Here is a 22,588-nt window from a genome sequence, read left to right as displayed (position 1 = left end):
GCACTCAAGCTTGAGTGCTTATTTTAACTGATTAAAAGGGACTTTTGATGTATACCTTTAGATATCGTTAAATTGCTTAATGAACTTTCAGGACATTGATAAAGTTTTTTAAACTTACTAAGTGCTGTCTCGAAGTTTTTTTCTATAGTGTTAAGCTTTCTTTCTCTAATTTCTTCTATTGTGAGAAGTGAATTGTCCAGTGTCCTTGAATATTTTTTTTCTGTGAACTTACTCATTGCTGCAGCAGTTAGTAGAATTATTCCATTACAATCAACTTGTGAAGAACTAATTGGGCTACGATCTAAGTGGTCAACAGATTGCTGTGCAGGAAGTAAAGTAGGAGCACTGCTGAATAAGCCATTGAGTGTGGCAGTGGTTACCCAACTAAATATACTATTAATAGAAGAAGAAGGTTTTACTGCACCGCTTGTGATGCTGCTAGCTTCTTTAAAATCTGCTCTGGTAGGAGTGGAGGAAGAGTTCACTGTGCTACTTGCCAAGTTTTTGGTATTACTAACTTCCAATTCTATCTTAATTGCTTTGGTAGGGGATAATTGAAGACTCGCTGCACTACTTACAAAATCTGTGCTGTCGTTAGCGTCTTTAATACCTGCTTTTATAGAAGTTAATTTTGCTTCACAGTCAGCTTCAGTAGAACTGCTCAATACAGATTCTATTTTTTGAATTTCACTACTACTACATTCATCTTTTCTAGCATTTCCAACAACATCTAATGCTGTTTTGCCATACTGACTTTGAATACTAGCATCAGCACCCTTGCAGAGTAGGAGTTTTACCATATTTAAATGACAGTGGTCAGATGCTAAGTACAGAGGTGTAAAGCCTTTATAATTTGTAGCATTGATGTTAGCATCACGATCAAGTAAAAACTTTGCTATTTCTAGTTTATCATGTCTAGCAGCAATGTGCAAGGGAGTACTCAAATATCGATTACTAATAGTAGTATTAACATCAGCACCGCTGTTACATAAAAACTCTAATATCTTTAAATTACCCAAGAGAGTAGCATGATGTATAGGTTTCATATAGTATCTTTCATAATTCAAAACTTCATTTTTTATTTGTTCATACTCTATCTCTTTAATACATTCTTTAACTTTCTGAAAATCACCTCTGCTTATAGCAGAAACTAATTTTCTTCCTAAAATCTCAATTATTTTTTGTTTTTCCATCAAATACCTCCTAAAAGAGAATCTCCCGGGTTTATATCATGCAACTTAATATGCGCAAGCAAAATTTACAGAGAAAAATTTCAATAGTTAAAAATTAGGTCTTCAGCAACCTACCACGTTAACTTTTGTACAAAATATGCTGAGCTTCATTATTCAAATTTTTTTGCTCTTAATAAGAAGCAATCTGCTTTAGAAAAGGAAATAAGGGATAAGTTTTGTAAATAAGCACTCGAATTAGAGTGCTTAGTTTAACTGATTTAGAGGTGCTTTTGATGATGCACGCCTTTAGATATTGTGAAGTTGCTCAGTGAGCTTTCAGGATGCTGATGAAGCTTGTCACACTTGCTAAGTGCCATCTTGACATCTCTTTCTAGAGAATTAAGTTTTCTTTCTTTAACCTGTCTTATCGTTAAAAGTGAATCATCCAGTGGCATTGAATATCTTTTCCCTGTGAACTTACTTATTGCTACAGCAGTTAGCAGAATTATTCCATTACAATCAACTTGTGAAGAACCAATTGAGCTTCCAGTTGAATGTGCAATAGATTGCTGTGCAGGAGGTAAAGCAGGGGTACTTTGAAATAGGCTACTGAGTACAGCAGTAATTGAAGTTCTCACATAACTAAACATACTATTAATAAAAGAAGAAGGTTTTACTGCGCTGCTTAACGCATTTGTACTATTATCATGATAGCTAAAGTAATTCCTAGCTTCTATTACCTTAGGATTTGCTCTAGAAGCTAATGTCTGACAATTAACTTCTTTATCAGCACATTTTAATGTAGATATTATTTTTTGCCTTGTATTACTAGTACATATAGATTTTGGATCATCTCCAACAACATCTAGTGGTATTCTACCACCCGCATCTCTTATATAAATATTAGCATCATGCTTGATAAGAAGTTCCACCATTGCCACTTGGCAATGGAAAGACGCTAAGTGCAAAGGCACCTTACCCGTTATATCTTGCAAATTGATCTTAGCATAACGACTAAGTAGAAGCTGTCCTGCATCTTCTCTGCCATATTCAGCAGCAACGTGCAATGCAACTCTCAAGCTTTCACTACTAGCAGCATTAACATTGGCGCCGTTATTAACCAAAAACCTCAATATCTTTAAGCTATTTTCTTTCACAGCAAAACTTATAGGTTTCATACCGTATTTTTCACCAATAAAAATCTGCTTTCTTAGGTTCATGTACACTGCACTTCTGATACATATGTTAGCTTTTAGAAGACTATGCTCTTTTATGGCAATAAATAACTCATTTACAAAGTTCTCAGTTTTTATCCGTTTTTGCATCCCTTGCATCAAATATCTCCTAAAAGACAACGTTCCCGATTTTGTATCACACAATTTGATATATACAAGCAAAATTTACAGAGAAAAATTTCAATAGTTAAAAATTAGGTCTTCAGCAATCTATCACGTAACTTTTTTGCAAAATATTTTAAGCCCCTAATTCATAATTTTTATTACTTGATAATAAGCAATCTGCTTTAGAAGAGGAAATAAGGGATAAGTTTTGTAAATAAGCACTCGAATTAGAGAGCTTATTTTAACTGATTTGAAGGGACTTTTGATGCATACTTTTAGATATCGTTAAATTGCTTAATGAACTTTCAGGACATTGATAAAGTTTTTCACAACTACTAATTGCCGTCTCGAGTTTTTTTTCTATAATATCAAGTTTTGTCAGAGGTGGATTGTCCAGTAGTCTTGAATACTTTTTCCCTGTGAACTTTTTGACCACTACATCAACTAGTAGAGCTGTTGCATTAAAATCAACTTGTGAAGAACCAATTGGGCTACCAGCTAAGTGATCAACAAATTGCTGTGCAGGAAGTAAAGTAGGAGCACTGCTGAATAAGCCATTGAGTGTGGCAGTGGTTACCCAACTAAATATACTATTAATAAAAGAAAAAGGTTTTACTGCACTGCTTGGTGCAGGATTTGGAGTATCACCAGCTTCCAATCCTATCTTAGTATTTGCCCTGGTGGAGGTTGAGAAAGGGTTTGCTATACTACTTGCTGCATCTGGAGTATCACCAGCTTCTAACTCTAATTTAGTATTTATTCTAGCAGAAAGTAATAGTTCTGTACAATTATTTTTATGAAATCTTAACACAGCTAAGAATATTTTTTCTATGTCACAGCCATCACTGCAAAGACTTTCATAACCAGGGATAACCTCAAATGCCGTTTTGCCATTTGCATTTTTAATATTAATAGTGTTATTATTGAGCAGAAGATTCGCGATATCTAATCGACAATAAAAAAAGGCTAAGTGTAAAGCTGTAAAACCTTGCATTACTTGGGAAGTGGTACTACTAGTACAATGATATATCATTTCTTTTATTTCTGCTTTTCTATTCATGGCAGTAACGTACGAGTAAGGAACAAGACATCCATCACTAACAGCATTAATATTAGCATTATTTTTAAGCAAAAACCGCACTATCTCTAAGCTACCTCTATAAACAGCAAGATGTATAGGTGCCATACCATCTTTTTTACCATTAATAATCTCTTTTTCTTTATTTATATATCTTGCCTTTTTAACATATCTTTTAACTTTATTAATATTAAGCTCATCTATAGCCGCAAATAAATTCTTTCTCAATCTCTCAAGTTTTTTCATCAAATACCTCCTAAAGAATAATGTTTCCGGTTTTATATCATGCAACTTAATATGTACAAGCAAAATTTACAGAGAAAACAATAGTTAAAATTAGGTCTTCATCAACCTATCACGTGCTGCGTTTAACTTTTGTGCAAAATATTCCGAGCCTCCCTTGTCTGGATGGACCAGTTTCATTAAATTTTGGTATGCCTTATTGATTTCATTTTGGCTTGCCTCGGAATTCAGCCCCAGTATTTTTAATGCTTCATCTTTGGACATATTATCACCAGTGTAATTTTTGGTGTAACTTTTACTGCTGTTAAATTCGTTCAAAAACTTACTTAATATAGAGTGCATCATAAAACTTATGTTATTTCTCTTTGCCAAAAAGAGAAAAAATACAACAACGCTAGGTAAAACAAACGTGATTATTGTGAATATCAAAAAAAGGAAGAAGATGAATGACATGTATATTTTTTTATCATTTTATGATTAAATAGTAACAATTATAATTGTCATGGTAAATAACATGTTTATCCAGATTGAAGAAACACCAAACCCAAACACGCTGAAATTTCTTCCTGGTTTTGAAATTCTGAGCGAAGGAGAAACAGCTGATTTTTCAAATGCAGATGAAATAAAGAACTCCAAACTAGCAGTAAATCTTTTTCAAATAGAACATGTTGTAAGAGTATTTTTTGGTCATGATTTTATTTCGGTAACAAAATCAGATAGAATGAATTGGGATATAGTAAAGGTGGAAATTTTAACTACAATTATGGATCACTTTACTTCTGGTGGAAAAGCATTTGATAAAGAAGGAGTAAGTGATAATAAAATGCTAGAGGAAGAATTCTTTAATGAAAATGATATAGAAATTGTAAATAGAATAAAAGAATTGATGGAAAGTTATATTAAACCTGCAGTTGCTCAAGATGGTGGTGATATCAAGTTCCGTGGCTATAAAGACGGAATAGTTTACGTTGAACTGCAAGGAGCTTGCTCTGGGTGCCCAAGTGCTGCAATTACCTTAAAACAAGGAGTGCAGAATATGCTAAGCTATCACATACCAGAAGTTTCAGGTATAGAGACTATGCTATGACTAATCAAACAGTTAGAGGAACAAAAGATCTCCTGTTTGATGAATGGTACAAGTTTAAACACATAGAGCAAACAGCAAGCAGAATCTCAAGTTTATACGGCTTTTTACCTGTTCAAACTCCGATATTTGAATACACAGAAGTCTTTACAAAGACTTTAGGTGATAGCTCAGATATTATCACTAAAGAGATGTATACTTTTATTGATAAAGGGGGAAAGAGCATAACTCTGCGTCCTGAGTTCACTGCAGCTATTGTTAGGTTACTCATTGAAAAAAAACTACAAGCGCCGATAAAATTATTTTCAATAGGGCCTGCATTTCGCTATGAAAGACCGCAAAAGGGAAGACAAAGGCAATTTCATCAGATAAATTTTGAGGTTTTTGGCATAGAAGATCCAAAAGCTGATATTGAATTGATATCACTCGCTCAGCACTTACTAACTGAATTTGGCATCAATAAAAATGTAAAGCTGGAAATCAACTCTCTGGGTGATAGTGAAACAATAACTCAGTATAGAGAAGCTTTGATATCGTATTTAAAAAAGTTTCAAAATGACCTATCAGAAGATAGTCAAAATAGATTGATTAAAAACCCACTCAGAATATTAGACTCTAAGGATAAGACAGATAAAGAAATAATCTCTGACGCACCAAAAATCAGTGATTATTATACAAAAGAATCTTCATATTTCTTTGACCAGGTGTTAAATGGACTGCAAGCTCTTGGCATACCTTACACTGTAAATAGCAAATTAGTTCGAGGTCTAGACTATTATTGTCACACAGTATTTGAATTTGTCACAGAAGATTTAGGTGCACAAGGAGCAGTTTTTGCCGGTGGAAGATACGATAATCTAGTATCTTCAGTAGGTGGAAAACACACTCCAGCAATAGGATTTGCAGGGGGGATTGAGCGTATAATGGAATTAATCAACTATGCTGAAAAAAAAGAGAGGCCTATTTATATAATTCCAATCGGTGGAGAAGCTGAAGAACATGCTCTAACACTTGCAAGTGAATTACGCAGAAATGGTTTATATGTGATTTACGAATATAGTGGAACTCTAAAAACCCGAATGAAAAAAGCAAATCAAGCAAATGCAAAAGTTGTATTAATCTTTGGTGATGAAGAGCTAAGCAGTAAAACTTTAAAAATTAAAAATATGGACACGGGTGAAGAAAAAATGATTGCTCGCGATAAAACCGTAGAAAATATCTAATCAGAAGCAATAGGAGTGTTAGCTATAGAAGAAAATTCCTCTGCACAAGAATTTTTCATAGCATTTAATATATCATAATCTGTAAAATCTAATTTTATCGGTGTAATAGTAATAAAACCTCCTTTTATTTTATCTACACTACCACTGCCTGAGTGTTCCCGAGACCAATTTAAGCTCAAAGAACCATTTAAATTTTCAGTAAAAGTTAAATCACCATCAATGTTATATTCACCTTGTTCAGCAAATTCTACTCCTTTCACTTTTTCTGTAGCAGGAAAATTTATACTCATCACTATATCTTTAGGCCAACCAACTTTCATTAGCTTGGCAATAACCTTTGGTGCAAAAATCTTTGTATTGTTCCAGTCTATTTTATCATGATAAACTTGGCTCAGCGCAATAGAAGGTATAGATCTTGCAGCACCTTCCATTGCAGCACCGATTGTGCCTGAATAACAAATATCATCGCCGACATTTGATCCAATATTTACTCCAGATAATATTAAGTCTGGTTTTTTATTCATAATTTTATTTAACGCGATAATGACACAATCTGCGGGAGTACCAGACACACTAAACTCCCTTTCACTATGTTGACTTATTTTAATAAATTGCTTTACTGGATAGTCAAGAGACCTTGCAGCTCCACTCCTATCAGCATCTGGCGCCACTATCCATACTTCCGATGCAAAATTTTGTGCAATTTCTTTAAGTAATCTTATTCCTTCACTTTCAAAACCATCATCATTTGTTATCAATATTATCATATGTAACACTCAGCTATCAAAGTATACTGATGAGATTTCTTTGCATAATTACTAACTGTAACAAAAAAGCCCACTACAAATCAATAAGAAAAATTAAGAGATTAAGCAGCAGAAAATCTTGCCATGCCCCCTATAAATGCTTTCACTTTTTCAAGATAAGTAGATGGTTCTGCAGGAACTTCTATCTCGTCTATCTTACAAGATATTGCTGCATCTATGACTTCACCTGTTATTAATTCCCTTAGCTTTTGTTTTATCTGTCCTCTACGAATATGTTCTCCATAGTCATTATAAAACTTCACATATAACTCTTTAAATACAAATTCTTTTATAGCACTTCTCATATGAGAAATTCCATCCTTTACTTCATCATTTGCATTGCTCAAATCCACTTCAGAACCTAGCGAATATAAGTCATCAAAATTTTCTTTTAAAATTTTTATTTTAAAGTAGTGCTTATCTACAGATCTCTCAAGAAATCTTTTAGTAGCATTACCGGCCAATTCTCCTATTATCTGAGGCTCTAGTTGAGCTGCAAAATTATTTTCTGCTTCAAGGCCACTTAATGCATAAATGATACGATTAAGCATTCCAGGACCACATTGGCGATTACTTTCCTCAAAACGAACCAGCAATATGGATTTCAACAGCTCTACATCTGCATTTTGCTTTGTTGCTGCAATTAAAACTAGATTTATGGCCTGTGTTAATGTCAGTCCGGTTTTGGAATCTACCCACCTTACCCATTCTCCTTCTCTATAATTATCTACCTTCAAATAAGGCGCTATCAGTTCTTTCTGCTGATTTGTCAAACCGCCTATATAGTTTTTAAACTCTTCATCCAGCTCATTTGACGGAGTCCCATATTCTTCCTTTAATTTTTTGGCACACTCAATAACACTTTGCTCAAAACTTCTAGTATGAACATTCTGATTACCAGTACCTACATCACTTACATTAAACAAAAAGCTCATTTGCTTTACACTTAAACCCAGAGGCGAGAAGAGCTTTATTAATGGATACTTTATTAACTCAAGAAGCGCTACAGGGATCAATAATATAGTATTGATAAGCACTAAACATATTCTAAGACCGAGCGCTCTACTCTCTGATAACATTCTACTAAGTTCTGATATCTTTGATGCACAATACAAAAATGGTAATTGAATGTAGTATATTGAGTATATAGAAAAAAATAAAATCTTATCTTTTAACCCTACTGTTGGATCATTATATACTTCAGAAAAAATGTTATCATCACTATTTTCATTTTTGAAAGACTGATAGCTGCTTGTAATTTTTTCTGTAAAAATAGAACAGAGCTTATGCAGTCCGTAGCATGAAACGCCAACAGCTAAAAAAATTGCAAGTGTTCCAAAAAATGCTAATACTTCACTTGAAGTTTTGGCAAGAAGGAATGCATAAAGCGCATTAATAAAGATATCAAATAAATATTCAAATAAAAAAATTGCTCCAATAGCGGAAACAAACAATAAAATACCCCCACAAATAATCAAAAAATCTTTTAACCTTGGATTCATACCCCGCCTCTTAATAATCTATTAATATACTTTTTATTATATGCTTAAATTAAAAAAATGCAAATTTTGTAAAGACCAATTGAAATTTCTGAGCTTCAACTATATTGTTAATTATTCAGATAAAAATTAAACATTGTCGTGTCAAATAAAATAGGCTTTTTTGCTATTTTTGCCTTGGTGATTAGTAGCCAAATTGGCTCTGGAATTTTTATGCTCCCAATCAGCCTTGCACCATACGGCGCTTATAGCCTCATAAGCTGGGTTATATCAGGATTTGGTGCTATATCTCTTGCTTTAGTTTTTGCTTCACTCTGCGCAAAATTTCCAGAAACGGGTGGTCCTCATATTTATGTGAAACATGCCTTTGGCTCTACAGCAGCTTTTTTTGTTGGCTGGACATATTGGGTAAGCTCGTGGGTAAGCTCAACAGCTGTGACAATTGCAAGTATCGGTTATTTAGCCCCGCTTTTTCATAATGATATACAAGATATACGTTTGCTTTTAGAAATAACATTAATTTTAGCTATCATGCTAATAAACTTAAGAGGGGTAACTACTGCTGGGCATGTTGAGCTTCTTCTGACCATTGTTAAAATTATCGCACTTCTTGCAATACCCATAGCAGGATTATTTTTCTTTGATAGAAATAATTTTGTTGTAAGTGAGGAAGTATCAAACTTTACGATGTCTCAAGTCCTTGCGCGCTCTACACTCCTTACTCTATGGTGTTTTATTGGACTTGAATCAGCAACGGCACCTGCAGGATCTGTCAATAATCCCTCTAAAACAATACCAAGGGCTATAGTGCTTGGAACAGTCTGTGTTGCTGTGATATATTTCATCAATAGTCTTTCAATTATGGGATTGATAAGTGGTAATGAACTAGCTAGTTCAAAAGCACCATATGTTGATGCGATAAAAATTATGCTTCCAGGTAATTGGCATTTAATTGTTTCTGTTGTTGCCTTTATCGTTTCTGTAAGTAATTTAAATGCTTGGTTTTTAGCTGATGGACAGGTCACCTTAGGCCTTGCAAAAGACAAGTTAATGCCGCAATTTTTTGGCAAAAAAAATAAGCATGATGCTCCATTATGGGGAATAATACTCAGTACTTTGGGGGTGTTAGTTTTACTTATCCTAACGTCAAACAAAAGTTTTGCTGAGCAAGTAACTTCAATAATTGATATCTCTGTGGTGTCATTTTTGTTTATCTACTTAGCATGTAGCCTTGCTTTTCTCAAAGTTAATATACAAGACAAAAGCTACTGCAAATTTTTAATTGGAGGTGTGGCTGTATCTTTTTGCTGTTGGGTAATATACGAGACTTCTATAAAAACATTGTTAATATCAAGTCTATTCCCTTTAAGCGGAACACTTATTTATCTACTTTGGTATCATAAACTAAAAACTTAACTTAAATTTTTTATTTGCTAAAATTCTTAAGCTATACTACTGGCTTACATTAATAGAATTAAGAGGTATTGTGTCAAATAAAATAGGTTTTTGGGCTGTTTTTGCTTTAGTCATTAGTAGTCAGATCGGCTCTGGGGTTTTTATGCTTCCAATTAGCCTTGCTCCATATGGCGCTTATAGCCTTATAAGTTGGATGATATCAGGAGCTGGTGCTGTGTCTCTTGCGCTAGTTTTTGCTACGCTATGTGCAAAGTTTCCAGAAACAGGAGGTCCTCACGTTTATGTGAAACATACTTTTGGTTCTACCGCAGCGTTCTTTGTTGGTTGGACATATTGGGTAATCTCATGGGTTAGTACAACAGCTTTAATAGTTGTGGGTGTTGGCTATCTTACACCATTTTTCCATGAAGATATCAAAAGTATGCGTTTATTTTTAGAGCTGTTGTTATTTACAATCATTACATTAATAAATTTAAGGGGAATAGCTACTGCAGGGCACGTTGAGTTTCTGCTCACGGTTGTGAAGGTTGCTGTATTGCTTGCAATACCTGTAGCAGCGTTGTTTTTTTTCGATAGAAATAATTTTATCATAAGTGAAGAAATATTAAGTCTTACAACATCGCAAATTCTTGCCCGCTCTACACTCCTTACTTTATGGTGTTTTATTGGACTTGAATTGGCAACAGCACCTGCAGGGTCAGTTGATAATCCAGCTAAAACTATACCAAAAGCTGTGGTGCTTGGCACAGTTTGTGTTGCTGTTATATATTTTATCAACAATTTTGCAATTATGGGATTGATCAATGGCAACAATTTAGCAAGTTCAAGAGCACCATATGTTGATGCGATAAAAATTATGTTTTCTGGTAATTGGCATTTAATTGTTTCTATAGTTGCATTCATTTTTTGTGTTGGCAGTCTAAACGCTTGGGTTTTATCTAGTGGACAAGTTGCTTTTGGTCTTGCAGAAGATAGACTAATGCCAAAATTCTTTGCTAAAAGGAACAAGCATGGCTCTCCTTTTTGGGGAATAACAGTTAGTTCAATTGGAACTGCAATTTTACTAATTCTCACTTCAAACAACAATTTTGCCCAGCAGATTACGTCGATTATTGACTTTTCTGTAATTTCATTTTTGTTCGTTTATCTTGCGTGCTGTTTTGCCTTTCTAAAGGTTATTATACAGGAGAGGAGTTGTTATAAGCTTTTAATTGGTAGCATAGCAACAACCTTTTGTTGTTGGGTGATATTAGAAACCCCTGTAGGTACTCTGCTGATTTCGAGCCTGTTCACTGCAAGTGGCATACCCATTTATTTATTTTGGTACTGCAAAACTTCTGTGCAACAAATTCAGTAGTGAGAGATACACTTTAAATGGTTAATATTTATGGGCCAAGATTTTTTTTCTCTTTATCTACTTGTTCAATATTACCATTCTCAAGTTTGCTACCTACTTCTTCTGTGCGTTTATTATCTATGTAGATCTCATTTTTTGCTTTATTAGAAAGACCTATTTGCGATTGCAGTTTTTTATACTCTTCTTTTTCAGGCGTGAAAATTTTCACTAAAAATCTTCCTATTATTGGTATTGAACTTAAAAAATCTCTTAATCCAAAAGATTCTTGCTTCTTGTTTGAAAGATGCTGGTCTATCTTAGAAATTTTCACACCATACTTTTTATCATCAAAATTTATCGCTGGCTTGCTTTTTTTCGAAAGAACATTTTGAATCTCTAATCTATTGACTTTTTCAGGCTTTTGAAATGCAGATACTGCAGGTTTGACCTTAGTGTCATCATGTTTTTTACTCATTTCATTCTACCATGCAATATTATTAGTGTCTTATAATTATAACTAAATTATGGTTAATTGCAAGGTAAAAATATTAAAGTAATTGTAAATTTTATCAGTAAAAATATAATATAGCTTTAAAATCAGAGGTTTATTTATATGGGATGTAAGATTGCAGTTATTGGAGCAACAGGAAGAGTAGGATATGAGGTATTGACCATGCTTGCTGAGTTTCAAAAAGAGGGAAAATTTTCGATAGATTCTGTTGTTGCTTTTGCATCGAAAAAATCAAAGGGAAAAAAGGTAAGTTTCGGCGATGAAGAATTAACTGTCTTAGACCTTGAGAACTACGATTTTGCTGGAATTAATATAGCAATTTTCTGTGCTGGGTCTCATGTTTCCGAGAGATACGTACCGATTGCAACTGAAGCTGGATGTATTGTCGTAGATAATACCTCTCATTTTAGGATGAAAGAAGGCGTGCCACTAGTTATTCCAGAGATCAACAAAGATAAAATTACGGAGTATAAAAACCATAACATAATATCTAATCCAAATTGTACTACAATACAAATGTTGCTGGCATTACATTTATTACACCAAAAAGCAAAAATAAAGAGAATCGTTGCTTCAACTTATCAATCAACTTCTGGTGTAGGTAAAGCAGCAATGGATGAGCTTTACAATCAGACAAAAAAAATCTTTATGAATGAAGCTAAAAAACCTGAAATATTTCCTAAGCAAATAGCATTTAATTGCATTCCTCATATAGGAGAGTTCATGGAAGATGGTTCTACAAAAGAGGAGTGGAAAATGCAAGAGGAGGCAAAAAAAATTTTAGAAGAGGATATAAAAGTAACTGCAACTTGTGTCCGAGTACCTGTTCTTGTTGGTCATGCTATAGCAGTAAATGTAGAATTTGATCAGCATATAACTGAAGAAGAAGCTCGTGAAATGCTCAGTGAAGACGATGGAGTTTTAGTGCAAGATAAGCGCGAAGATGGTGGATATATGACTCAGATTGATGTTGTGCAAGAGAATGCCGTATACATATCGCGTATTAGACAAGACGATACCGTTAAACACGGATTAAATATGTGGATAGTAGCTGATAATCTACGCAAAGGTGCAGCACTAAATATAGTGCAGATCTTGGAGATCTTGATCAAAGAGCATTTATAGCTCAATAGCTTAAATCTATATTGACATGTCCCATTTTACGCTTGTCCCTAACCTCTTTTTTCCCATATATGGTTAAACTAGCTTTTTCGTTGCTCAAATATTTGTGAGAATTATATATATCATTACCTATTATATTTTTTGTCATGCAAGGAAAGCGTAATACTACTTCCTGCATAGATAGCCCGCATATTATCCTAACTAGCTGCTCGAATTGACTAACGTTGCATGCATCCAAGCTCCAGTGGCAAGAATTGTGGGGTCTTGGGGCCAGTTCATTAACTAGTAATTCATGATTTTGAGTGATGAAAAATTCAATAGCTAGAATTCCTACTACATCAAGTGCAGTTGCTATTTTCTCTGCAGTTTTTTGTACCTCTTGGGCTAATTTATTATCTATTTTAGCTGGTGCTATTGAAGTATTAAGTATTCCGTCAACGTGGTGATTCTCTGCTATAGGAAAAAAAGCTACTTTACCGTTTTTATCTCTTGCAACGACTATTGAAACCTCTTTCAGTAAATCAACACTTGCTTCAAGAATGTACTCTTTATTCCAATCGAAGGAAGCAAATTGCTTCAGTTCAGAATCATTTTCAATCATATATTGTCCTTTTCCATCATAACCCATTTCTGTTGTTTTTAGCCTCACTGGATAGCTAAAAGTTTCACTACTTTCTAGTAGCTGATTATAATTTTGTATACTTTTGTAATCAGCAGTTTTTATGCTTAAATCTCTAATAAAATCTTTCTCTCTCAGCCTATTTTGCGAAATGTGTAACGCCTTTTTACCTGGATAAAAATCTGTATGCTGCGACACAATATCAATTGCACTACATGGAATATTTTCAGACTCAATAGTGACTAAATCCACACTCTGTGCAAAAGATTCAAGTGCCCTCTTATCACAGAAGTCTGCTATTGTTAAATCATCAGCAACAGAACAAGCTGGATCGTTTTTAGCACTGGCAAAAATATGCGTTTTGTGCCCAAGTTTTATTGCAGCGATAGCAGTCATTTTACCTAATTGCCCACTTCCTATTATTCCTATCACTTTTTTATCCAGTGGATCTGTTTTGTTCATCATGTAGATTAATATTTCCTAGTTAGAGTACGATAATATGCTTGGAAAATCTATGAAAAAAGTGTATAATTGAAGTGTGTTAAACTTTTATCATGAACACTTTACGATGACCATGAAATACACACTTATTACTAATTCTGTTGAAGTTACAGTTTTGCCAATTTACATTGAAGAGCAATCCATTCCTTATGAAAATTGTTACGTATGGATGTATAATGTTAAGATAAAAAACAAAAGCTCATCAACCATTCAATTATTAAGTCGCTATTGGCAAATAATAGATCATAAGGGGAAAATAAATGAAATTGCCGGAGTTGGTGTTATTGGAGAACAACCTGTAATAAAATCTGGAGAGGTATTCAAATATACAAGTGGAACATACTTAAATACACCATCAGGAATAATGCAGGGTAAATATGAATTTCTGAACGAAGAGAGCATAAAAACCTTTGATGTTATGGTACCACCCTTTTCCTTAGATAGTCCATACGTTAACACTAGACCTCATTGATCATCAAGATAGTGTATTTGTTTAAGTGCATCTGAAACCAGTGCTTCTTGTTTTGTCATTTGAGCTTCCATAATGTCATCCGAGTAGCTGATACTGAGATCCAACTAAGTTGATAAACACGAAAGCACTGACCATTTGCTTCTATAGTTGTCTTTTTTCGTCTATCTTATTTTGTTACTCTGCTGAACAGATGCAAAATAGTTTATTTTTGATTCTTATCATCAAGTGTGAATAAGATTATTGTAGAGGTTAAACCTATAATAACTATCATTAACGAAAATGGGGCAGCTTCTCTGTAACGCTCATCGCTGACAAGTTCATATACTCTAGTTGATATAGTTTCAAAATTAAATGGTCTGATAATTAGTGTTGCCGTGAGTTCTTTTACCGTATCCATAAACACGAGCAGAAATCCCGATAGTATACTTTTCTTGATAAGGGGAATATGAATATTCAGGCACGTGGAAATAGGCCCATGACCCATAGTATATGCAGTCCATTCAATTTCATTTGGTGTTTTTTTGAGTCCCGACTCTATCGCCTTGAAAGATATAGCAAAAAAACGAAATAAATATGAGTAAACTAATGCGCCAATAGTTCCTACCAAGCTAATTTCTACAATATATTGAGTAATGAAAGAAGATATTCTGCTTAAAAACATTATTATGCTAATTGCAATAATTGCATTTGGAATTGCATATCCAAGAGAAATTAGACGTGCTATATTGCTTATTAGCTTATTTTTACGTGCTGTATATCCAATAATTATTGCAATGCTGATCGAGATTAGCGCGGTAATAAATGATAAACTAATACTGTTTGTTATTATATTGTAAAATCTTGCTTCGTATATGAAAAAGCCTTTCTCTATGCTCCAATATATAAGTGGAATCATTGGTAAAATAAAGCCTATTAATATCGGCAATAAACACATAAGATAAGAAAAGATCAACGATATAGAACCGTTTATACTACGTTTATTGTGATAATCTGCATTAGTATTGATTGAAGAGTAAGATATTTCTCTTTTTTGTAGTTTTTTCTCGATAACTATTAGTGTTGCAACGAAAATCAGTTCTGCAACTGCCAAAACAGTAGTTGAATATTTGTCATGCAGTAAAAACCAAGTACGGTATATTCCCGTCGTGAAAGTATCGATAGCAAGAAACTGTGGTGTGCCGAAATCTGTAATTACTTCCATTAGTACCAAGGATAACCCAGCTATAATTGATGGACGTATGGAGGGTATGATGACAGAAAACAGACTCTGTAATGAGGAGAACCCAAGTGTTGATGCAATAGTGACTGAGTTACTAACGCTCTTTAGACTTGAGCGGACCAACATATAAACGTATGGATATAGACTAAATCCCATTACTAATATTCCACCACCTAGGGATTTGATCTTGGGAAACCAATAGTCACCTTTGCCCAATTGAAAAGTATCTCTTAACAAGCTCTGAATCGGACCTGAAAACTCTAGCGTATTTACATAAACAAACGATACTATATATCCAGGAATTGATATCGGAAAGAATAAGGCAATCTCAAAAATTCTACTTCCGGGAAACGAAAAAAATGTAGTAAGCCAAGCTGGAATTACTCCAAATATAAAGGATATTAACCCTACTCCTACCATCAAAATCAACGTATTGAGTATATATTCAGGAAAAAGTCTACTAATTACCCATCCAGAGTTTGCTGATTCTGTAAATAGAATCGATATTAACGATAGTATAGGGCAGACAAATAATACACTTACTAAAAACAAGAATATATTTTTAAATACTCTCAGAAACATTAACTTGAATCTATATTTGATATTAAAATGTTATATGCAAAAACTAAAGATATCCAGTAATTAACAGCCGTCCTATTGAATATCTTCATAATTTTATATATTATGTTTTAAATCGATAAACTAATTAATTATGAGTTTTGTCATTGCAACTTTCTATCATTTTGTAAAACTCTCTAATTATTATGACATGAAAGATGAAATAAAAGTTGCATGCGACAATGTCGAATTAAAGGGTACTATACTCCTTGCAGAAGAGGGTATTAATGCAACCGTATCTGGTGAAAGAAACGCGATTGATAAAATATTCGATTTTCTACGTTCTGATTATAGACTAAGGGACCTTACATGGAAAGAGAGTGCAGCAGAATATCAACCATTTAGTAAGATGAAAGTGAGATTAAAAAGAGAAATTGTGAATCTTGGTGTAAGTAATCTCGATACTTCCGTTAGAGGTCAGTACATTGATCCAGATTATTGGGATGATTTTATCTCTCAACCTGATGTTTTAGTGATAGACACACGAAATGATTACGAAGTAAAACTAGGCAAGTTTAAAAATGCAATCAATCCACATACTCAGCGTTTTCGAGATTTTCCTCAGTGGGCAGAGTCTTTCTCTGAGAGTAAAGATCTGAAAGTGGCTATGTACTGCACTGGTGGAATCAGATGCGAGAAATCTACAGCATATATGAAAAGCCTTGGATTTAACGATGTTTATCACCTTAAAGGCGGTATTCTTTCCTACCTTGAAAAAACTCACAACAAAAGTGGTAATTGGGAAGGCGAGTGTTTTGTTTTTGATGATAGAATTGCTGTTGATCACTCACTCGCCCCAAGTGATAAAATAAAATGCATATTCTGCTCAAGTAAAGTTTCAACTGATGAGCTGAAATCAGTTCCACGTGGCCAGGTAGTTTGCTCTGATTGTAAATCTTTAAGTATTGAAAGAAAGCTAGAATTCAATACGAACCTCTAAGAAAATTTGCTTATTGCACACTTACTAACCTCAATTTTATCAAGACATTTACCTACTACATAGCTCGCTCCAGCTCCAAGTAACGCACCAACTATAGCAAATGCAATCAACACTACACCAGAACCGCCAATAAGAGCTAAAGTGTCTTGCCATAAACAACATGCTGCAACTAGACCAGCAACTAAACCAATTCCTACACCTATGCACCTAAGTTTCATGTTATTACTAATATTGTAACCTCTTCTATGCTTTAGGCTATGACTAGTATTGTTACTTATCCAATCAAAGATTTTGACATTTGGGTTTTTGTCCATAAAATCGATAAGCTCACCTATTGTTTTGTTACGCAAACTATCTAAAAATATAATTTTATCTTCTACATATTGTTCAAATACATTTTTTTTACGTGTCATTTATTTTTCCATACTATTAGAATATGTTTTTACTACACTGCACATCTTAACAATTGGTAAATTCCCATATAAGAATAAGTAGATAATCTTACCACTATAGGTGGGACTAAAGCGCTATAAGATTAAATTCCTGAAAAATGTTGGTAAGAAGAGCTTTTCCAAAAACAATAAAGTTAAGAGTTGAAGAGATAGTAAAAGAGCGACTTACAGTTAATCCAATTGATTTTGGTGAATCGTTTTGTTACAAACTCAAAGGATACAGAAGACTGAGAACTGGCGATTATCGTATCATATAAATGCTGCAAAGTATGAAGTGTTTCAATAAAACACAGAAAAGACATTTACGAGTCTGAGGCTCCATACTAATATCCTTCCAGTATTAACTTACTGTAACCTTTCCGGTTGAGCCACTGCGATTCTTTGCAACGTTTATCTCTAATCCGTTATTAGCATCGATTTTATAGTCTGTAGAGTAGTAAAATTATAGGGGTATAGTCAAAAAATGAGTTATTTTTGAGCTGAGCAAAGCCACCTAAGGTGAAGAGGAAGGAGGGCTGTATAATGAAATATACAATGCTTATAGGAAGGTTCTAACTTTTATAGATGTATTCTCTATTGCAGTAATTATTACTGTACGTTCTAATTTACTTATCCTATAAACCAAACGATAATCACCAGATCTTATTCTACGATGTCCTTTGAGCTCACCGAGCAAGGGATCTCCTGCCTTCTCAGGAGAAAGTGTAAGACGCTCTTTTACGATTTCTTTTACCCTTGACCATATTGTCTTTGGAAGATTTGGAATGTCTTTGTGAACTACATTTTCCTCATAGCAGATTAAATACTTATCACCAGTTGATGTCTTCATGCCTGATGAATTTTGCATTTCGAGTGTCACGTTGAATAGCAAGTTTGGCTATTGCCATATCTTCTTCATTTTCAATAGCTTCTTGTATAAACTGCTCTGCTAGCTCTTGAGCTGATTGATTCTTTACTTTAGCTAAACGAGTAAGGTTTTTTAAAACTTTTTCACTAATGTTAATACTTGAATCAGCCATAAGTTTTACCGAAATCTACTGCATAATTATACAACATTTTCCTAAAATTTTCAATAAAGAATTGTATTGACGGATTATGGTAGATTGAGTATATACTAGTATTAGATTTTAGGGAGAAATGACACAGACGTATTGCAAGACATCATTAGGAATAAGGAAGGTATGCTGGCTACTGGATGTATTTCTATGATAACAACTACTCTTCATCATCAAAAATCAAGAAGGCTCTGCAACTTGATAACTCTATTCTTTTATTGACGTAGATGACTCTGAAAAATTGCGGAGCTGAAGTGCTATGGTTATTACGGTTTAAGAACAAAACGGAAAATCCTATGTTACACTAGAAATAATGTGCGGAAAAGGGGGGATTCGAACCCCCGACATATTTTCATATGTGCACGCTTTCCAAGCGTGTGCTTTAGACCGCTCAGCCACCTTTCCATACTTATTCATAATATTAAAAATTATGCTGCTAAACAACTGGTATATATGGTTCGCCACGGAAATTCACAGTATTGTTAAACTTGTTTTTGCACGTTAAAAACGCTTTATCACAACCTGCAAGTATCGAATATTTATCTCCGGTAGAAATTTGATATGGAGGAGAAGCAAATAATGTAACTACTTTATTTTTGTATTCTTTAACTACAACTTCAAATGTTGCTGAACTAAACACTCCGTGCTTATAATATCCATCGCTTTCGATTAAATTAGTGTCTTCAAATCTTCTTTCATCTATCACTTTAGTAATTGTGCTCATTCTACTAAACTTTTTAGCATCAGCTTTACATCTATCATCGCAAAATTGTGCCCTGCATACAGGAGAATATAGCTCTGTTATGCTTCTCTCAAGCTTTGTCGCAAGACCTCTAATTTCAGCGATAAACCTCCCACTATTTAATGTTACTTTACCAAAAGTTCCTGCATGCAAATTCATAATTCCCTGACTCAAATCTTTATAATTCACAAGAAATATTTCAATATTTGCAAAGTCATACCTTCCTGATAAAACATCTTTTTCTTTAATATCAGCACTATTTAATATTCCTTCAATTTCTAAATTATCAGTTCTCAAATCGCTATTTAATATTATACTGCTGGCTATAAAACCGCTTGAAGATTTATAGAATACATTATTGAGATTTAAATCTTCATCATAGTCAGTAAATCCCATTACTTCTCCACTTACAAGTGTTAATTTCCAGCAAGTAGCGATGGTAAGTAATTCTCCAGTTAAATGGTTTTTTAGTTTGGTTTGCATACTGCTTAATTGATTGAATTTGAAAACGTTCGATAGGTAAGGGATTATATCCATTATCTGAGTAGCCATAGGGTGTCATGCCAGCGCCCAGACTATTGGCATCCAGTTAAATTTACGAGTATAAAAGTAATGTTAAAATACAACGTTTCTGATGATGATGGAAAAATGGATCCCAGTGTCAAGCACTGGGATGACACCATTTACTATGCAAATTGCCACAATTTTCGTACAGCTGTGACTGGGATGACATTACTTATTGTGTGAATAAAATAAATACTCGTAGAGTTTATTACGCACTGGCTTATGTTTATTTGATCGATGAGTAAATGCTAACAGATAAGATACACACCACATTCAAGTTGTGGTGTGTATTACTAGAACAAATTAGAAAGAAAACTTCACACCAGTGAGGAGAAGAATTCCTTTGTTGGAAGGTACATCAGCATTATTTTTATCTTTCAGCGCACCTTTTTCATCAGTCATAAAATAATGTAAGGCTGCATAAGGAACAAATTTGCTCTTATTGCAAGAAGATAGATCATACTGAACACCAAGTGCAACATCATGAAGCATATCTTTATCACTCATTCTGCTACCAAAGTATGTCAAGCTTGTGTAGATATTATCATATTGATAACCAGCACCTGCAGTCCAATACATAGTGTTTTTACCGTCCCCATCAAACTGAGCTTTCAGCCCTTTTACTCTTTTGTCATCATCAGTAGTACCGTTACCATCAATTTCTGTATAGGTATCACCGACTAATTTTTTAATACCCTTCGGTTGACCAGATTTGCCTAAATATGCAAAAGAAGCAGCGAATTTTATATTTTGACCTTCATCAATCTTATAATCAGCGCTTGCACCCAAATTAACACCCATCAGGTCATTGTACTCTACAAATTCCTTATAAAGATGCTTATCTTTACTCGGTTGCTTTGAAACCCCATATTCACCAACTACGGAAGTTTTAACTTTTACATTATGTTTACTAAAGTCATATTCATATGACGCACCAGCACTTATTATATGCTGGTAATCTGGTCCAACATGTCTTAACGTTTCCTCATTCTTTACCCCTGTTACCTTATTACTTGAATCTTTGAGGAAATCTGGAGCTATTTCTTTTACAACGGATAAACCACTATCGTAGCGAGGTGAGTAGCTAAGACCAAATCTTGCACCCATATAATTTGGTGAGTAGTAAGCAGCTCTAAATGGCAATGTGGTCATAACCTCTTTGTTGTATTTTCCTGCCATACGGAAGGAGAGTTTTTCGCTCTCGCTCGAGAAGCTTTCAGTGTAAAGACGTGGTGTTACGTAAAATGGGAAGTTTGCAGCACTTCCTTCTAAGTTTACTTTTCTGAACCAGTCACTATCTGCAGCTCCATCAACAGTTGCAATTCTTGTTGCATCAAGTCTCATCAGAGACTCAGGACCAAACTGATAGCCAAGTTTCAGATCACCATATTTTGAATTCAAAAACACATGTGCACTTCTACCTCTTGCAGCATTCACGCCTTGTGAAGCTCCTTTACCTTCAGTAACTGGAACATGGAATTGTACATCGGCACCATAACGAAGACCAATATCCTCATTTTTATTTTCAGCTCTTAAGTGCAATATTGCATCTGAAATCATGCCCATGTTTTCACTGTAATCACCAATATTCCCTATCCCTTTAGGAAATATTGGATTTGCTCCTTTTATACTATCTGGAGTATTGTTAAAATAATCTGTAGATTTACCTGGCATAACATTATAATGGTTATAGCCACTTAGCCCATGGTTACCATAACCTTGAGAATCAACAACGCCACCGAAAGTTATTCTTAAACCATCCCCTTGATTGGTATTGATAATATCAATACCACCAACTGAAACAACAGGACTTGCCTTACCTTTTTCCTCTGTATTGCTGTTAACAACTTTTACATCCTTTTTTATATCTTTAGCTTCAATTTTAGCATTCTTAGTTTTAGAACCCTTAATTTTTGACTTTTCTACATTAGAATTTTTAGTGCTTAGAGCTTTCGCCTTTGAATCCTCTATAAGCTTTGCTTTTTTCTCTTTTGCTAGCCTAATTTCATCTTTTTTCTTTTGTTTTGCTACTAATTTTAACTCTTCTTTTTTCTTCTTTTGTTCAGCTGCTAATTTTAACTCCTCTTTTTTCTTCTGCTCAGCTGCTAATCTTAGTTCTTCTTTTTTCTTAAGCTCCTCGGCTTTTTTTCTTGGATCAGCATTACATATCCTGTCCATTTTTTCTTTTAGTTTCTTATTTGACGTCTTCATCACTTCCATCTTTCCAGAAGTTTTGATTGACTCGTTACTCTCTTGCTTTTTTACTTCCTTCATACTCTCGTCAGAAAAGTCAGCAGCAAAGCCACTGAAAGAACATAAAGTCAATAGAGAAGCTAGAGCAGTTCTAGTATAAATAGATTTTTTCATGAAGTGCCCCCAAAAAATTTTAAAATCATAACATAAATAGTATAAAGGTGTTGAAAATCCAACTTAAAGCAACCTTATAGCGAAAATAAAGGTAAAATGCAATACTTTAAAAGCAACTTTCTTAATACGCTCAACGTGTATATTAACCAAAATTTAGTACAGAGGTTTGCTTGTTAGTGTATTATAACTCTATACTTATTCTATGGAAG

The 22,588-nt window shown here is 34.1% G+C and carries 23 protein-coding genes and 1 tRNA gene; 9 read left to right on the top strand and 15 right to left on the bottom strand.

Annotated features, from left to right (window positions below; all coding sequences use genetic code 11):
* Positions 1-23 precede the first annotated feature (23 nt).
* The 4 genes from WP_RS03650 to WP_RS03635 all read right to left on the bottom strand — a co-directional run bounded on the left by WP_RS03650 (position 24) and on the right by WP_RS03635 (position 4,205).
* On the bottom strand, positions 24-1,193 hold the full coding sequence (locus WP_RS03650) for an ankyrin repeat domain-containing protein (protein WP_007302148.1): 1,170 nt from the start codon (positions 1,191-1,193) through the stop codon (positions 24-26).
* Between the two features lie 257 nt (positions 1,194-1,450).
* Positions 1,451-2,506 carry an ankyrin repeat domain-containing protein gene (locus tag WP_RS03645; RefSeq protein WP_007302147.1) on the bottom strand — a complete coding sequence of 352 codons (1,056 nt, stop codon included), beginning with the start codon at positions 2,504-2,506 and terminating at the stop codon, positions 1,451-1,453.
* A 247-nt stretch (positions 2,507-2,753) separates the two neighbouring features.
* On the bottom strand, positions 2,754-3,836 hold the full coding sequence (locus tag WP_RS03640; protein WP_007302146.1) for an ankyrin repeat domain-containing protein: 1,083 nt from the start codon (positions 3,834-3,836) through the stop codon (positions 2,754-2,756).
* Between the two features lie 90 nt (positions 3,837-3,926).
* A complete protein-coding gene (locus tag WP_RS03635) occupies positions 3,927-4,205 on the bottom strand; it encodes a J domain-containing protein (RefSeq protein ID WP_231834391.1) in 279 nt (92 codons plus the stop codon).
* A 142-nt stretch (positions 4,206-4,347) separates the two neighbouring features.
* Here WP_RS03635 and WP_RS03630 point away from each other — a divergent pair, with 142 nt between their 5' ends.
* Positions 4,348-4,920, top strand: coding sequence for a NifU family protein (locus WP_RS03630; protein WP_006015115.1), 573 nt, complete (start codon positions 4,348-4,350; stop codon positions 4,918-4,920).
* A complete protein-coding gene (gene hisS / locus WP_RS03625; RefSeq protein ID WP_007302144.1) occupies positions 4,917-6,140 on the top strand; it encodes a histidine--tRNA ligase in 1,224 nt (407 codons plus the stop codon). Before WP_RS03630 ends, hisS begins: the two co-directional genes overlap by 4 nt.
* Here hisS and surE read toward each other — a convergent pair.
* Together surE and WP_RS03615 are read right to left on the bottom strand one after the other, a co-directional pair.
* Entirely contained in the window at positions 6,137-6,907 is a 771-nt protein-coding gene (gene surE / locus WP_RS03620; protein ID WP_007302143.1) for a 5'/3'-nucleotidase SurE, read from the bottom strand. The two genes, hisS and surE, sit on opposite strands and share 4 nt — an antisense overlap.
* A 101-nt stretch (positions 6,908-7,008) precedes the next feature.
* The gene (locus WP_RS03615) at positions 7,009-8,448 is read right to left on the bottom strand and encodes a hypothetical protein (protein ID WP_007302142.1); all 1,440 of its coding nucleotides are present in this window, start codon (positions 8,446-8,448) and stop codon (positions 7,009-7,011) included.
* Between the two features lie 138 nt (positions 8,449-8,586).
* Between WP_RS03615 and WP_RS03610 the strand changes: the two genes are divergently transcribed.
* Positions 8,587-9,861, top strand: a complete 1,275-nt coding sequence (locus WP_RS03610; protein WP_012481896.1) for an APC family permease — start codon at positions 8,587-8,589, stop codon at positions 9,859-9,861.
* 70 nt (positions 9,862-9,931) lie between these two features.
* Entirely contained in the window at positions 9,932-11,218 is a 1,287-nt protein-coding gene (locus WP_RS03605) for an APC family permease (RefSeq protein WP_007302140.1), read from the top strand.
* 28 nt (positions 11,219-11,246) lie between these two features.
* Here WP_RS03605 and WP_RS03600 read toward each other — a convergent pair whose 3' ends face one another.
* Positions 11,247-11,672 (bottom strand): hypothetical protein, encoded by a 426-nt coding sequence (locus WP_RS03600; protein WP_007302139.1) that lies wholly within the window; start codon positions 11,670-11,672, stop codon positions 11,247-11,249.
* A 138-nt stretch (positions 11,673-11,810) separates the two neighbouring features.
* Here WP_RS03600 and WP_RS03595 point away from each other — a divergent pair, with 138 nt between their 5' ends.
* Positions 11,811-12,833, top strand: coding sequence for an aspartate-semialdehyde dehydrogenase (locus WP_RS03595; protein ID WP_007302138.1), 1,023 nt, complete (start codon positions 11,811-11,813; stop codon positions 12,831-12,833).
* A gap of 1 nt (position 12,834) precedes the next feature.
* On the opposite strand, the gene WP_RS03590 is transcribed toward WP_RS03595, so the two are convergent.
* Complete coding sequence (locus WP_RS03590; RefSeq protein ID WP_029237555.1) at positions 12,835-13,911, bottom strand: 5-(carboxyamino)imidazole ribonucleotide synthase; 1,077 nt, start codon at positions 13,909-13,911, stop codon at positions 12,835-12,837.
* A gap of 106 nt (positions 13,912-14,017) precedes the next feature.
* Here WP_RS03590 and apaG point away from each other — a divergent pair, with 106 nt between their 5' ends.
* On the top strand, positions 14,018-14,422 hold the full coding sequence (gene apaG / locus WP_RS03585) for a Co2+/Mg2+ efflux protein ApaG (RefSeq protein WP_012481895.1): 405 nt from the start codon (positions 14,018-14,020) through the stop codon (positions 14,420-14,422).
* 202 nt (positions 14,423-14,624) lie between these two features.
* Here apaG and WP_RS03580 read toward each other — a convergent pair whose 3' ends face one another.
* The gene (locus WP_RS03580) at positions 14,625-16,223 is read right to left on the bottom strand and encodes an ABC transporter permease (protein ID WP_007302135.1); all 1,599 of its coding nucleotides are present in this window, start codon (positions 16,221-16,223) and stop codon (positions 14,625-14,627) included.
* Between the two features lie 130 nt (positions 16,224-16,353).
* Between WP_RS03580 and trhO the strand changes: the two genes are divergently transcribed.
* A complete protein-coding gene (trhO, locus tag WP_RS03575) occupies positions 16,354-17,199 on the top strand; it encodes an oxygen-dependent tRNA uridine(34) hydroxylase TrhO (protein ID WP_012481894.1) in 846 nt (281 codons plus the stop codon).
* On the opposite strand, the gene WP_RS03570 is transcribed toward trhO, so the two are convergent.
* Entirely contained in the window at positions 17,196-17,612 is a 417-nt protein-coding gene (locus WP_RS03570) for a hypothetical protein (protein ID WP_007302133.1), read from the bottom strand. The two genes, trhO and WP_RS03570, sit on opposite strands and share 4 nt — an antisense overlap.
* Positions 17,613-17,749: 137 nt before the next feature.
* Between WP_RS03570 and WP_RS07530 the strand changes: the two genes are divergently transcribed.
* Positions 17,750-17,908, top strand: coding sequence for a type II toxin-antitoxin system RelE family toxin (locus WP_RS07530; RefSeq protein ID WP_007302132.1), 159 nt, complete (start codon positions 17,750-17,752; stop codon positions 17,906-17,908).
* Positions 17,909-18,189: 281 nt separating this feature from the next.
* On the opposite strand, the gene WP_RS03565 is transcribed toward WP_RS07530, so the two are convergent.
* From WP_RS03565 to WP_RS03550, 4 genes are all read right to left on the bottom strand, one after another.
* Positions 18,190-18,480 carry a type II toxin-antitoxin system RelE family toxin gene (locus WP_RS03565; RefSeq protein WP_012481893.1) on the bottom strand — a complete coding sequence of 97 codons (291 nt, stop codon included), beginning with the start codon at positions 18,478-18,480 and terminating at the stop codon, positions 18,190-18,192.
* Entirely contained in the window at positions 18,461-18,670 is a 210-nt protein-coding gene (locus tag WP_RS03560) for a DUF6290 family protein (RefSeq protein ID WP_007302130.1), read from the bottom strand. Before WP_RS03560 ends, WP_RS03565 begins: the two co-directional genes overlap by 20 nt.
* A gap of 354 nt (positions 18,671-19,024) precedes the next feature.
* Positions 19,025-19,111, bottom strand: a tRNA-Ser gene (locus WP_RS03555).
* Positions 19,112-19,142: 31 nt separating this feature from the next.
* Positions 19,143-20,000, bottom strand: coding sequence for a DUF2163 domain-containing protein (locus WP_RS03550; protein WP_012481892.1), 858 nt, complete (start codon positions 19,998-20,000; stop codon positions 19,143-19,145).
* A gap of 60 nt (positions 20,001-20,060) precedes the next feature.
* Here WP_RS03550 and WP_RS07820 point away from each other — a divergent pair, with 60 nt between their 5' ends.
* Positions 20,061-20,195 carry a hypothetical protein gene (locus tag WP_RS07820; protein WP_007302128.1) on the top strand — a complete coding sequence of 45 codons (135 nt, stop codon included), beginning with the start codon at positions 20,061-20,063 and terminating at the stop codon, positions 20,193-20,195.
* A gap of 120 nt (positions 20,196-20,315) precedes the next feature.
* Here WP_RS07820 and WP_RS03545 read toward each other — a convergent pair whose 3' ends face one another.
* Positions 20,316-22,379, bottom strand: a complete 2,064-nt coding sequence (locus tag WP_RS03545) for a WD0745 family porin (protein ID WP_012481890.1) — start codon at positions 22,377-22,379, stop codon at positions 20,316-20,318.
* Positions 22,380-22,588 lie beyond the last annotated feature (209 nt).

The organism is Wolbachia endosymbiont of Culex quinquefasciatus Pel, from assembly GCF_000073005.1.
Taxonomy (GTDB): domain Bacteria; phylum Pseudomonadota; class Alphaproteobacteria; order Rickettsiales; family Anaplasmataceae; genus Wolbachia.
The sequence above is the reverse complement of the archived record's forward strand: the minus strand, read 5'-3'. Positions and strand labels throughout refer to the sequence as shown.